General features: G+C 69.9%; 11 protein-coding genes. 5 read left to right on the top strand and 6 right to left on the bottom strand.

Annotated elements, in window-relative coordinates:
- The first annotated feature begins 1 nt into the window (after window position 1).
- The 4 genes from ACU6XJ_RS04130 (at window position 2) to ACU6XJ_RS04115 (ending at window position 3,253) form a co-directional block, all read left to right on the top strand.
- Window positions 2–634 (top strand): ATP-dependent Clp protease proteolytic subunit, encoded by a 633-nt coding sequence (locus ACU6XJ_RS04130; RefSeq protein WP_476306985.1) that lies wholly within the window; start codon window positions 2–4, stop codon window positions 632–634.
- A gap of 274 nt (window positions 635–908) precedes the next feature.
- Complete coding sequence (gene clpX, locus ACU6XJ_RS04125; RefSeq protein WP_476306983.1) at window positions 909–2,189, top strand: ATP-dependent Clp protease ATP-binding subunit ClpX; 1,281 nt, start codon at window positions 909–911, stop codon at window positions 2,187–2,189.
- 46 nt (window positions 2,190–2,235) lie between these two features.
- Window positions 2,236–2,832, top strand: a complete 597-nt coding sequence (locus tag ACU6XJ_RS04120; protein ID WP_476306982.1) for an RBBP9/YdeN family alpha/beta hydrolase — start codon at window positions 2,236–2,238, stop codon at window positions 2,830–2,832.
- 37 nt (window positions 2,833–2,869) lie between these two features.
- Window positions 2,870–3,253, top strand: coding sequence for a protealysin inhibitor emfourin (locus ACU6XJ_RS04115; protein WP_476306981.1), 384 nt, complete (start codon window positions 2,870–2,872; stop codon window positions 3,251–3,253).
- Here the strand turns inward: ACU6XJ_RS04115 and ACU6XJ_RS04110 are convergent.
- The 4 genes from ACU6XJ_RS04110 to ACU6XJ_RS04095 form a co-directional block, all read right to left on the bottom strand.
- Window positions 3,243–4,142: an alpha/beta hydrolase gene (locus ACU6XJ_RS04110; protein WP_476306980.1), complete on the bottom strand. Its 900-nt coding sequence runs from the start codon at window positions 4,140–4,142 to the stop codon at window positions 3,243–3,245. The genes ACU6XJ_RS04115 and ACU6XJ_RS04110 overlap by 11 nt on opposite strands.
- 137 nt (window positions 4,143–4,279) lie before the next feature.
- Window positions 4,280–5,449, bottom strand: a complete 1,170-nt coding sequence (locus tag ACU6XJ_RS04105; protein WP_476313801.1) for a CaiB/BaiF CoA transferase family protein — start codon at window positions 5,447–5,449, stop codon at window positions 4,280–4,282.
- A 4-nt stretch (window positions 5,450–5,453) separates the two neighbouring features.
- The gene (gene fdhD, locus ACU6XJ_RS04100; RefSeq protein ID WP_476306979.1) at window positions 5,454–6,275 is read right to left on the bottom strand and encodes a formate dehydrogenase accessory sulfurtransferase FdhD; all 822 of its coding nucleotides are present in this window, start codon (window positions 6,273–6,275) and stop codon (window positions 5,454–5,456) included.
- Between the two features lie 22 nt (window positions 6,276–6,297).
- Window positions 6,298–6,867, bottom strand: coding sequence for a TetR/AcrR family transcriptional regulator (locus ACU6XJ_RS04095; RefSeq protein WP_476306978.1), 570 nt, complete (start codon window positions 6,865–6,867; stop codon window positions 6,298–6,300).
- A gap of 79 nt (window positions 6,868–6,946) precedes the next feature.
- Here ACU6XJ_RS04095 and ACU6XJ_RS04090 point away from each other — a divergent pair, with 79 nt between their 5' ends.
- On the top strand, window positions 6,947–8,302 hold the full coding sequence (locus ACU6XJ_RS04090) for a cytochrome P450 (protein WP_476306977.1): 1,356 nt from the start codon (window positions 6,947–6,949) through the stop codon (window positions 8,300–8,302).
- A 40-nt stretch (window positions 8,303–8,342) separates the two neighbouring features.
- Here ACU6XJ_RS04090 and ACU6XJ_RS04085 read toward each other — a convergent pair whose 3' ends face one another.
- Window positions 8,343–8,831 carry a hypothetical protein gene (locus ACU6XJ_RS04085; RefSeq protein WP_476306975.1) on the bottom strand — a complete coding sequence of 163 codons (489 nt, stop codon included), beginning with the start codon at window positions 8,829–8,831 and terminating at the stop codon, window positions 8,343–8,345.
- On the bottom strand, window positions 8,828–12,826 hold the full coding sequence (locus ACU6XJ_RS04080) for a polymorphic toxin-type HINT domain-containing protein (RefSeq protein WP_476306974.1): 3,999 nt from the start codon (window positions 12,824–12,826) through the stop codon (window positions 8,828–8,830). The genes ACU6XJ_RS04085 and ACU6XJ_RS04080 overlap by 4 nt, the downstream gene beginning before the upstream one ends.
- Between the last annotated feature and the right edge of the window lie 44 nt (window positions 12,827–12,870).

Genomic DNA, 12,870 nt, shown 5'->3' with positions numbered 1-12,870 from the left:
GATGAGCCAGCTGCACCTTCCCCAGTCCCGCTACGTGCTGCCTTCGTTCGTCGAGCGCACCAGCTACGGGATGAAGGAGTCCAACCCGTACAACAAGCTGTTCGAGGAGCGCATCATCTTCCTCGGCGTGCAGATCGACGACGCTTCGGCCAACGACGTCATGGCGCAGCTGCTGTGCCTGGAGTCGGACGACCCGGACCGCGACATCACCATGTACATCAACTCGCCCGGCGGCTCGTTCACCTCGCTGATGGCGATCTACGACACCATGCAGTACGTCCGTCCGGACATCACCACCGCCTGCCTCGGCCAGGCCGCATCGGCCGCCGCCGTGCTGCTGGCGGCGGGCACGCCCGGCAAGCGGATGGCGCTGCCCAACGCCCGCGTGATGATCCACCAGCCCGCCACCGAGGGCGTCTATGGCCAGGTTTCCGACCTGGAGATTCAGGCCAGGGAGATCCAGCGGGTGCGCAAGCTGCTGGAGACCACGCTGGCCAGGCACACCAAGCGGACGCCGGAGCAGGTCCGCGATGACATCGACCGCGATAAGATTTTGACCGCCGACGAGGCCAAGACTTATGGCATTGTCGATGAGGTGCTCCCGTACCGGAAGCTTTCCGCGTCGAGGAACTGACGCTTCAGGATCCAGGTCGTGTCCGGAAAACTCGGCACGACCTGGTTCTCTGAGGTCTGGGCAAACGAACAGGATTTGTGAGATGGTCACGCCGGGTAACCGCTGAGTTCGACACGCCGAGTGGCGCGGGTTTCCGTGTCCGTTCGGTCATGTCGGGCAGGCTGGTGCTCCCATATCCAGGGGTCTGGCAGGTACCGTCAAGACAGGCAGAATCACTCAGCCAGTCAGCCAGGTGCGCCGGGTTGGCGCGCCGGAGGGGACAGAGGTCAGCGTCATGGCTCGTATCGGTGATGGCGGAGACCTGCTCAAGTGCTCGTTCTGCGGAAAGAGCCAGAAGCAGGTCAAAAAGCTGATCGCCGGGCCAGGCGTCTATATCTGCGACGAGTGCATCGACCTCTGTAACGAGATCATCGAAGAGGAACTCGCCGAGGCCGGTGACGTCAAGCTTGACGACCTGCCCAAGCCGCTGGAGATCCACGAGTTCCTCGACCAGTACGTCATCGGCCAGGACGACGCCAAGAAGAACCTCTCCGTCGCGGTCTACAACCACTACAAGCGCATCCAGGCGGGCGACAAGGGCCAGGGCCGCGAGGACATCGTCGAGTTGGCCAAGTCCAACATCCTGATGCTCGGGCCGACCGGCTGCGGCAAGACCTACCTGGCGCAGACGCTGGCCAAGATGCTCAACGTGCCATTCGCCATCGCCGACGCCACCGCGCTCACCGAGGCGGGCTATGTCGGCGAGGACGTCGAGAACATCCTGCTCAAGCTGATCCAGGCGGCGGACTACGACGTCAAGCGCGCCGAGACCGGCATCATCTACATCGACGAGGTCGACAAGATCGCCCGCAAGAGCGAGAACCCGTCGATCACCCGTGATGTCTCCGGCGAGGGCGTGCAGCAGGCGCTGCTGAAGATCCTGGAGGGCACCACCGCGAGCGTGCCCCCGCAGGGCGGCCGCAAGCACCCGCACCAGGAGTTCATCCAGATCGACACGACGAACGTGTTGTTCATCGTGGCGGGCGCCTTCGCGGGGCTGGAGAAGATCATCCAGGACCGCATCGGCCGCCGCGGCCTCGGCTTCGGCGCCGAGATCCGGTCCAAGGCCGAGATCGACGCCACCAACTGCTTCTCCGATGTCATGCCGGAGGACCTGATCAAGTTCGGGCTGATCCCGGAGTTCATCGGCCGTCTCCCGGTGGTCGCCAGCGTGACCAACCTGGACAAGGAATCGCTGGTCAAGATCCTCACCGAGCCGCGGAACGCGCTGGTGAAGCAGTACCAGAAGCTCTTCGAGATGGACAACGTGGAGCTGGAGTTCACCAAGAAGGCCATGGAGGCGGTCGCCGACCAGGCCATTCTGCGTGGCACCGGCGCCCGCGGCCTGCGCGCGATCATGGAGGAGGTGCTGCTGTCGGTGATGTACGACATCCCCAGCCGCACCGACGTGGCCAAGGTCGTGATCACCGAGCAGACCGTGCGAGAGAACGTCAACCCCACCATCGTCGCCCGCCCGCGCCCCGGTGGCCGCGAGCGCCGCGAGAAGTCGGCCTGATCCTCCCTCCAGCGGCCTCCGAGGTCGCTGCCGTAGGCATGTGCGGGTGTCCAACCTCCACGTCCTGCTGCTGCACGGCTACACCGCCTCCGGTCCCGGCCACTGGCAGACCTGGCTGGCCGATCGGCTGCGCGCCGACGGGGTGAGCATCGAGTACCCGACGCTGCCCGACTGCTACAACCCGCGCCTGGAGCCCTGGCTGGAGGTGCTGCGCAGGCGGCTGGCGTTGGTCCCGCCCGGCGCCGAGTTGGTGGTGGTGGCGCATTCGCTTGGCTGCCACCTGTGGCTGCACCACCTGTCCCGCCCGTACGCGCGGCAGGCCGACCGCGCACTGCTGGTGGTGCCGCCCGCGACGCGGTTCATCCCGGTGGAGTGGACGGGTTTCACCCCGGTGCCCTTCGAGCAGGCTCGCCGCCGCGCCGCGGGCGCCCTGCGGCTGGTGGCGGGGGAGGGCGACCGCTACTGCACCGACGTCGAGGCCAAGGAGATGGCCGGGCGGCTGGACACCGACCTCGACGTGATCCCCGGCGGCGGCCACCTCAACACGGGCGCGGGCTTCGGGCCGTGGCCGCCGGTGCTCGATTGGGTGCACGGTAGGCGCGGCAGCCTGGAGTTACTTCCCGCCGGGGCGGCGAAAGCGTAGTAACGGTGTAACCCCAGCCCGAACGGGAGTGATCACCGTGCGCACCATCGCAGTCGCGTTGTTGACGTTGTTGCTGGCCGCCTCCGGAGCGAGCGCCGCGTCCAACGAGGCCCGCAGCGTCACCCTGGTCAAGACCGGCGGCTACGCGGGCGTCCACGAGACCTACACCGTGCCCAGAACCAGCCCCGAGCCCGCCGCGGCCGAACTGTTCGCCAGGGTCGACTCGCCGGACTTCCGGCGCCTCAAGCCCGAATACCTGCCCGCCCAGCAATGCTGCGACCGCTTCCTCTACACGGTCACCGTCCGCTACCGCCATACCGAGAAGTCGGTCAAGACCATGGACGAGGGCGGCGCCCCACCGATCGTCTGGGAGGTCATCGACCTGACCCAGCGCCTCGCGCCGGAAGGGGCTACGGGGTGAGGTGCTTGCTGAGGAAGCGGAGGACCTCGGGGACGGCCTTGCGGTAGTAGCCGTCGTTGTGGCCGCCGGGGCCCAGCGAGACGACTTCCGGGCGGGCGGCCTGGGCGAAGCGGCGGACGCCGTCGACGAAGCGGTCCTCGGTGCCGCACCAGAGGCCGACGGGGGTGTCGCCGAGCGCGCGGATGTTGCGCAGCGGGTCCAGTTCGGCCCAGGTGGCCTGGTCGCGGAAGGCGTTGCGCTTGCGCATCTCCGGCCACGAGGTGATCAGCGCGGGGGAGATGGCGGCGACCGCGTTCAGCGGCACGCGGCGCTCGGCGCAGCGCCGGGCGTAGAGCAGGGCGCCGAAGCCGCCCATGGACACTCCGGCGATGGCGAACGGGCGGTGCTCGGCGCCACCGAGGCGGCGTTCGGCCAGCCAGGCGGGCACGTCGTCGAGCAGCATGCCCATCGGGTCGTCGGTGTCGTGGCGGTGCCAGTAGTTGTTGCCGCCGCCGTCGAGCGCGACGAAGCCGAAGGGCCGGATGGCCTGGCGGGCGACCATGCCGGACAGCGCCTCGGGCAGGCCGCCGATCGCGGCGTGCCGGGCGCGGCCGTTGCGGCCGTGCAGCAGCAGGCAGATCGGCAGGTCCTTGGTGGGCACGCCCGCGGGCAGGATGGACACCATCTCCACCGGCCTGCCGCCGCGCGCCCTGGAGCGGACCCGCTCGGTCTTGGTCACGGTGCGACGGGTGGCGCCCGCCCCTGTGGTGCCCAGCACATGCCGGAGCAGCCACGGCGCGCTCTCCGGTTGCAGCGCCACCGCGGTCCCCGCCGCGGTGGTCACGCCCGCGGCGGTGGCCAGCAGCATCGTGCGCCTGCTGAATCTGCGCCGCACAGCCCCCACGTCCATCCCCTGCCTCCTGCGTGACTCAGCGTTCGCGTGTATTACGACGAACGAGTGAGTAGCAGCCCCCGCTTGCTTACAAAGAGTTGTATCTGAAACCCCAAACGTCTGCCAGCGCAAAAAGGTTTCAAACGAGTGATTCTTTAAACCACCTCATCGGCCCTGAGTCTCCTGATCTCCTCTATGGAGTACCCGGCCCAGGTCAGCACCCCTTCGGTGTGCTCGCCGATGTCGGGCACGTCACGCGGCCGCCATTCCCAGGAACTGGAATCCACTGGGGGCCGCAGCATCCGCACCGTTCCGGACGGCGCGCCGATCGTGTCCCACCGGGAGCGGGCGGCCAACTGAGGGTGCTCGGCGAGGCCCAGCACATCCCGGGTGCGCGCCGCGGGCACATCGGCGGCGTCCAATGCGGACAGCAGGCCGTCGGCGGTCAGCCCATCGAACACCGACTGAAGCTCGGCATGCAGCACCTCCCGGTGCCGCACCCGCAGCTCCACCGTTCGGAGCCGCTCGTCGTCGGCCAGGCCGGGCTTGCCGAGCACCGCCGTGCACAAACGCCGCCACTGTCCATCGTTCTGCACCGCCAGGTGCACGGTGCCGCCGTCGCCGCAACGGAACGGCCCGTACGGCGCGATGCTGGCGTGGTGCGCCCCGGTACGCGGCGCCACGCTCCCGGTGCCGAGTGCGTACAGCAGTGGCTGGTGCATCCACTCGGCCAGCGCCTCCAGCAGGGACAGCCGCAGAGTGGAGCCCTCCCCGGTCCGCCCGCGCTGGAGCAGCGCGGCCAGCACCGCGGCATGCAGTTGCACGCCGCCCGCGATGTCGGCGACGGAGATCCCGGTCCGCGCCGTCACCTCGCCATCGCCCGTCAGGTCGATCAGCCCGGCCTCCGATTGCACCAGGGCGTCGTAGGCCTTCCGCGTCTGGTACGGCCCATCGCCGCCGTACCCGGACAGCTCGGCCACGATCAGCGACGGGTCTGCTGCCCGCAGGGTGTCGGCGTCCATACCCAACCGACGGGCCGCGGTGGGAGAAAGGTTGCACAAGACCACATCGGCGCGGCCCACCAGCCTTCGCAGCACCGCTATCCCGTCCGGATGCTTGATATCGAGGGTGACGGATTCCTTGCCCACGTTGGTCCACGCGAAATACGACGAGACATCCCCACAGGCGGAGTCGTAATGGCGGGCGAAATCGCCGCCGCCGCGTCGCTCGATCTTGATCACCCGTGCGCCGAGATCGGCCAGCAGTCTGCTCGCATAGGGCACCGCAACCGCGTGTTCGAGACTCACCACGACAATGCCGTGCAATGGTTCAGCCAATGCGCCGCTCTCCGGTGTAGACGTTCATCTCCTCGCCGCGGAGGAATCCCACCAGGGTCATGCCCTGCTCCTCGCCGAGTTCCACCGCCAGCGAGGACGGCGCGGACACCGCGGCCAGGACGGGTACGCCCGCCATCGCCGCCTTCTGCACCAGTTCGAAGGAGATGCGCCCGGACACCATCAGCACCGTGGCCGCTGCGGGCACCCGGCCCGCTTGCAGCGCCCAGCCCAGCAGCTTGTCCACCGCGTTGTGCCTGCCGACGTCCTCACGGACCGCGAGCGGCTCCCCGTCGCAGGTGAACAGGCCTGCCGCGTGCAAGCCGCCGGTGGCCTCGAACACCCGCTGCGCCGACCGCAGCCGATCGGGCAGCCCGCTGAGCACCGCGACGTCGACGACGGCGGGGTCGGCGGCGGGGGAGAAGCGGGTCTTGAGCCGCACGGCGTCCAGCGCGGCCTTGCCGCAGACGCCGCAGGAGGACGTGGTGTAGAAGTTGCGCGCCAGCGAGACGTCGGGGGCGGGCACGCCTGCGGCGAGTTCGACGTCGAGCACGTTGTAGGTCTGGCGTCCCGCGTCGTCGGTGCCCTCGCAGTAGCGGGCGATGGCGACGTCCTCCCGGGAGCCGATCACGCCCTCGGTGAGCAGGAAGCCGTGCGCCAACTCCACATCGCTGCCGGGCGTGCGCATGGTGACCGTCAGCGGCGCGCCGTTCACCCGGATCTCCAGCGGCTCCTCGCCCGCCAGCCGGTCCTCCCTGGTTACGCGCTGCCCGCCGGAGATTCGCAGCACCCTGCGCCGCACCGTCACCCTGCTCACGTCTGCATCCTCACATGCGAGGTCAGTAGCCGATGAGCCGCAGCAGGGAGGTGGTCCACAGCGTCATCAGCTCCTGCCGCGTGATCGGCCGCCGGTCCAGCCAGTCCAGGCAGGTCGCGATGAGGAACGCCACCCAGCCGCGCACCGCAACCTCCAGCACGGGGCCCTCCAAGCCCTCGTGCTTCAACGCGATCACGATGTGCTGGATCTGCGCGTCCACGCCGTTCTGCACGAGCCGCTGGATACCCTGGTCGACGGAGGCACCGCCGCGGTGCATGGCGCGGTAGCCGTGCTCGTGGGAGATCGCGTAGTCCAGGTAGACCTCCAGCCCCGCGGCCAGCCGCTCGGGGGTGGGCAGGTCGGGCCGCGGGTCGGTCAGCCGCAGCAACTGGTCGGACTCGGCCTCCACGATGGCGGCGAAGAAGTCCCGCTTGGTGGGGAAGTAGTGGTACAGCAGGCCGCGGGAGACGCCCGCGCGGTCGGCGACCTCTTCGATCCACACCTCGTCGTAGGGCCGTTCGGCGAACAACTCCGCACCGATGCTCAGCAACTGCTCACGCCGCTGCGCAGGATCCAATCGCCGCCTGGTCACTTCTCGCAGTTTACTTGACACCGGTTCAGCAAGTCCGGAAGCTCGTATTGAAAGCCGGTTCAATAACAAGGGGGCGGCAATGACGGCGACCATGACCCGGGCGACCATTCCTCATCCGCGGTGGCGGATTCCGGGGATCGGCGATCTGATCGGTGCGAGGTTCACAAACCCGGTCCAGGACAACATGAAGTTCGCCCGGATGCTCGGCCCGATCTACAGCCGGAAGTTCTTCGACCGCGACATCGTCTTCGTCTCCGGGGCCGACCTCGTCGGCGAGCTCATGGACGAGAACCGGTTCCGCAAATGGGTTTCGCCCGCGATCCTCTCGCTGCGCAACATCGGCGGCGACGGCCTGTTCACCGCCTACAACGAGGAACCCAACTGGGGCCGTGCGCACGAGATCCTGCAACCCGCCTTCACCCAGGCCGCCATGCGCGCCTACCACGACACGATGCTCGACGTCGCTGGCGAGCTGACCCGGCTGTGGGATACGGCGTCCACTGTGGACGTCTCCAACGACATGACGAGGGTGACGCTGGAGACCATCGGCCGCACCGGCTTCGGCTACTCCTTCGACTCCTTCCGCCGTACCCGGCCGCACCCGTTCGTGCAAGCCATGTTCGGTGCGCTGCGCGAGTCGCAGCGCAGGGTGATGCTGCCCGACTTCCTCACCCGCCCCTCCGACCGCCGCTACCACGGCGACATCGACCTGATGACCGGCATCGTGGACGAGGTGATTCGCTCCCGCCGCAGCAGCGGCGCCGAACACCAGGACCTGCTTGGCCTGATGCTGGCGACCGGAGCCGCGGACGGCAACAGGCTGGACGAGGTCAACGTCCGCAACCAGGTGATCACGTTCCTGATCGCGGGCCACGAGACCACCTCCGGCGCGCTGTCCTTCGCGCTGTACTACCTGGCCGACAATCCCGAGGTGATGCGCAGGGCGCAGCAGGAGGTGGACGAGGTCTGGGGCGTCGGTGAACCGGAGTTCGGGCAGATCGCCAAGCTCCGCTACGTGCGCCGCGTGCTGGACGAGGGCCTGCGGCTGTGGCCGACCGCCCCCGCCTTCGGTCGGGAGGCCCGCGAGGACACGGTGCTCGGCGACCGCTATCCGTTGCGCAAGGGCCAGGGCATGGTCGTGCTGCTCCCGATGGTGCACCGCGACCCCGTGTGGGGCGAGGACCCGGAGCGCTTCGACCCGGACCGCTTCGCCCCGGAGCAGGTCAGGGCCCGCCCCGGCCATGTGTACAAGCCCTTCGGGTCCGGCCCACGGGCCTGCATCGGTCGCCAGTTCGCACTGCACGAAGCGGTGCTGGTGCTCGGAAAGGTGTTGCAGCGCTACGACTTGCGTCCCGACCCGAACTACCGGCTGCGCATTCAGGAGCTGCTCACCATGAAGCCGGAAGGGTTCACGCTGCGCGTCACCCGGCGCTAGCGAGCATGGGTGGCCCCCGGCGGACCGGGGGCCACTCACCTCACTGCTCGGGTGTCCGCCAGTGCGCGTGCAGGTCGGCGGCCACGACACGGATCGCGCCGCCGGTGAACGCGATCTCGTGGCTGCACCCCTTCTCGTGCGGCAGGATCTCGTCCAGCTGGAAGTCCCCCAGCCGCCGCGTCTCGGGATAGATGTGCTTGTCGCGGGCCGCCGCCGACACTTCGACGGCGAACTCGACCACGTCGGTGTAGGCGATGACCAGCTCATCGTCGTGCTTGAACCGGTTGGGCGCGAACACCATCTCCAACGACAGCCGGTCGTTGCCGTCGGTCAGGGAGATCCGGCCGACCTTGAGGTCCTTGACGCAGCGCAGGCCGAAGAAGTTGTAGTGCTCGGCGTCCTCGGCGAACGCGCGGGCGCCCGGGGGCAGGTCGGCCGCGAGCCCCGGCAGCACCCGCAGGTACTCCTCGGGGTCCAGCGACCAACCGCCCCAGCCCTCGTCGACCGGATCGACCTTGACGTACCTCATCCGCCGCACGGCTTGTCCACGTGCGGACGCCGCCACGCGTCGCCCTTGACGTCGGCGTCCGAGGGCAGCCGCTCCGCGGCCCGCATCTCGCCGATGGCCACACCCTTCATCCGGTTCTCCACCACGTCGTCGAGTTTCATATCGGCGGAGTGGCCGTGCTTGCCGATCCACCCGTTGCTGCCGTAGATCCCGACCTCGACGCCCTTGTGGTACACGTGCACCTCGAAGTATTGCCCGCCGCGGTATTTGAACCGGTCGACGCGCCCGTGGTAGTCACCCGCGATCGTGAACTCCTGGCGGGTGGTCTTGCTGTCGTTGTGCACCAGCACCGGGACATTGCCCGCCAGCACGTAGAACGTGTGCACGCCTGCCACGCTGAGGTTGTAGACCTTGGTCTCCTCGGCGTGCTGCCGCGCCTCGGTGACGGTCACCAGCCTGCCCGACGGCGTCTGCACGTGCTCCCCGTCACGCAGATCCCAGGCCTCCACCCAGCGGCGGCGGTCCGGGCTCCAGAACGGGTGGTTGCCGGTGGCCTCGACGCTGTCCCCGCCGTCCACAGTGACCGTGACCAGCTGCCGGGTGCCCTTGCCGACGATGACCGCCTCCACCGGACGCGGGCCGGTGGCACCGGACTCCGGTTCGGTGGCGAGCACCTGATCGCCGACCACCACGTCCTTGATCGCCTTGCGGCTGCCGTCGGCCATCAGCACCCGGGTGGCGGCGGTGAAACTTCGGCCGGGCACGATCCGGCAGGCCTTGGAGTTGGCCCGCTCCATGGCCTCGCGGCCCGCCTTGAGCTCGTTCTTGGCCTCCTCGGAGCGACGCAGGAACTTGCCTGCCTTGCCCGCGATCTTGCCGATGGCCGAGACCAGCTTGGCACCCTTGCCGATCAACGCGAACGGGTTGACCAGGGTCAGGGCGTTGACGACGGTCCAGATGCAGGCCTCGACGTCGCCCTGGCTGAAGCATTTGACGGCGTCGTTGTAGCCGATGAAGTCGAGGATGAACTCGACGCCTTCCTCCTTGAGGAAGTCCAACAGGCTCTTGTTGGCATCGACCATCGCGGCCTTGTACTTGTCGATGCAGGCGATGTCGCCCTGGCACATGGCCTTGAGCTCGTCCCACTCCGCCTGGTTCAGCGTGCCGCGGTGTGCCTCCTGCTCCTCGGCCTGCTTCTTGACCATCGAGATGTCGTAGGCCTCGTCGGCGGCCTGCTGGGCGAGCGCGGCGTCCTTGCCCGCCTGGGTGGCTGAATCGCGGGCGGCCTTCGCGGACTGCGCCGCGTCCGCCGCCGACGCCCTGGCCTGCGCTGCCGAGTTCGCCGCCCGGGACGCCGACACCGAGGCCGCGTCCGCCGCGGCCTGTGCCTGGTTGGCCGCGGCCCGCGCGGTGCGAGCCGATTCGGCCGCCCTGTTCGCCGACTCCTGCGCGGCGTCGGCGGAGGCCTTGGCCTGCTTGGCGTACTCGGCCGCCTCGTTGGCCCAGTCCCGTGCCTTCTGCGCCCACACCGCGGCCTCGTCGGCGGCCTTGCGGGCCACCGCGGCCACCCGGGACGCCTCGGCGGCGTTCTCCCGCGCGGTCGCGGCGATCCTGGCCGCCTCCGCCACCAGGCGGCGGACCTGCGCGACGTGCGACGCGGTCAGCGCGTCCCGCTGCGCGGCCTTGTGCTGCCCGGTCTGCACGAAGTCCCGCGCGTAGGACGGCGGGCCCGCGAGCGCGATCTGACCGGCGGCCTTCACCTCGGGGCCGCCTGCCTCCATGATCTGGCCGATCCGGATCCGGTCGTCCTGGTTGGCCGCGGTGTACTGGCCCTCCGCCAGGAACCGGACCACGTCCTCCGGCGTGCCCTCCAGCGCCTTCTGGCCCGCGCGCTGGGTGGCCGGACCGCCGCCCGCCATGATCTCGCCGACGAGCTTGCGGTCATCGGTGATCTTGCCGTCGTAGTTCTGGGTGCGGACGAACTCCGACACGCCGTCGCCGTCGCCGAGGTAGACCGCCATCGCGGCGGCCTTCTTCCGCTCGTTGGTGGTGGACTGCGCGATGTAGAGCGCCCTGGTCTGGTCGTCGGCCTGCGCGGCGCGCTCACGGCGGAAGTCCAGCCAGGACAGCATCTCCTCGGTGTCGCCCGCGAGCGCCTGCTCGGCGGCCGCGCGGCTCCACGAGCCGCCCTCCCTGCGCAACCGCAGCGCGGCCTGACGGCCGTTGGAGACCACGGTGGCGGTGTCGGCGCCAGGCGCGGTGGCCCGCTCCAAAAGCTGCCGGGTCTCCTCGTCGAGGCGGGCGGCCTCGCCCGCCTCGAAGGCAGCCTTGTTGTCCTGCTCGGCCTTGACCTTCTCCGCCGCCGCGATGCCCTCGTCCTGCAACTGCTGCAGGCGGTTCTTGTCGGCCTCGCGGGCGTTGTTCTCGATGGTGGCGGCCAGTTCGGCGGCCTTGGTGGCGGTCTCCGCCGCTTGCAGCGCGGCCTGCGCGTGCTTCTCCGACTCGCGGGCCGCCGTCTCCGCCTGACCGGCGTGGGCGGCGGCCTCGTCGGCGGCCTGCGCCGCGTTCAGCGCGTGCTGCGCCGCACTCAGCGCCGCATCGCGGGCATCCCGCGCCGCTTGCGCGGACTGGCGGGCCAGCGACTCCGCGGCGTTCGCGGCGCGGTTGGCCTGACCGGCGAAGCGATGCGCGTCGGCCGCGGCCCGTCGGGCGCGGTCGGCCTCGGCGCCCGCGACCCCGGACTGGTTGGCCGCGTCCTCGGCGGCCGATGCCGCCCGGTCGGCGTTCGCGCCCGCACTGGCCGCGGCGCGGGCGGCGTTGCCCGCCTCGGTGGCCGCGTTGCCCGCCGCGTTCGCGGCGTCGGCGGCTTTCTGCGCACCCGCTGCGACATCACGGGCCCGCTGCGCTGCTTCCCTCGCCGCCTGGGCCTGACCGGCGTCGCCAGCGGCCGCGGCCGCCGCGTTGCGCGCGGTGGATGCCGCCTGCGCCGCGGCGGAAGCCGCGGAAGCGGCGCGCATGGCCGCGTCGGAGGCGACCTTGGCCGCCCGGTTCGCGGCGTTGGCGGCGGAGATGGCTTCCTGCGCCGCGCGGGCCGCGCGGTTGGCGAAGTCTGCCGCCCGACCGGCCGCGCTGGCGGCCTTCGCCGCATCGTCCTTGGCCGCGGCGGCTTCCTCGGTCGCCTTCAACGCGGCCTGCTTGGCCTGCTCGGCGGCGGCCACCGCACGGGCGGAGGCCTCCTTGGCGGCCTCGGTCTCCCGCGCGGCCTCGGCACCCGCGGCCTTGGCGAGGTTCACCAACTCGGTGATGCTCGCCTGCTCGTTGTCCCTGGCCCGCGCCGCGTGCTGGCCGCTGTCCAGGAACTCCTTGACGTCCTCGTCGCCGCCGTCGAGCGCGATCTGCGCGGCCTTGTTCACCTCGGGCCCGCCGACGGCCATGATCACGCCGACCTGCTTGCGCCGGTCGCGGACCGCGGGCTCGTACTGACCGGAGACGAGGAACTTCAGCACGTCATCGGGGGTGCCGTTGAGTGCGGTGTTGCCCGCGGCCTGGGTGGCGGAGCCGTTGGTGGACATGATCTGCCCGACCTGGATCCGTTGGTCGCGGCGGTGCGGCTCCTGCCAGCCCTCGGCCAGGAACCGCTTGACGTCGGCGGGCGTCCCGCCCAGCGCGGCGGCCGCGGCCTCGCGCACGTTGCGGCCCGCCACCGCCATGATCTGGCCGGTCCTGATCCGGTCGTCGTGGGCCAGCGCCACCGGGGCACCGTTGGCCAGGAAGTCACGGACCTGTTCGTCCGAGCCGAGCAGCGCGGCCTCCGCGGCCCGCTGGGTGGCCGAGCCGCCCGTCCTGAGCAGCTCCACCGCCTTCTCGCGATCGGTCTGGCCGACCTCGGCGACGGTGCGCACCGCGGTGTTCTCGACGGCCTCGCCGAGAGTCGCCAGCACCATCGACATGATCACCAGCAGAATCACCGTGAAGCGGCCTGCTACCGCGCGCGGTCTCAGCGCGCGAGCGCCCATGTCCATATGTCCCCCAGAATCGTGGATGCCCCTATGCATTCCGG

The sequence above is a fragment of the Actinorectispora metalli genome (assembly GCF_056323685.1).
This window is presented reverse-complemented; position numbering and strand designations above follow the sequence as displayed.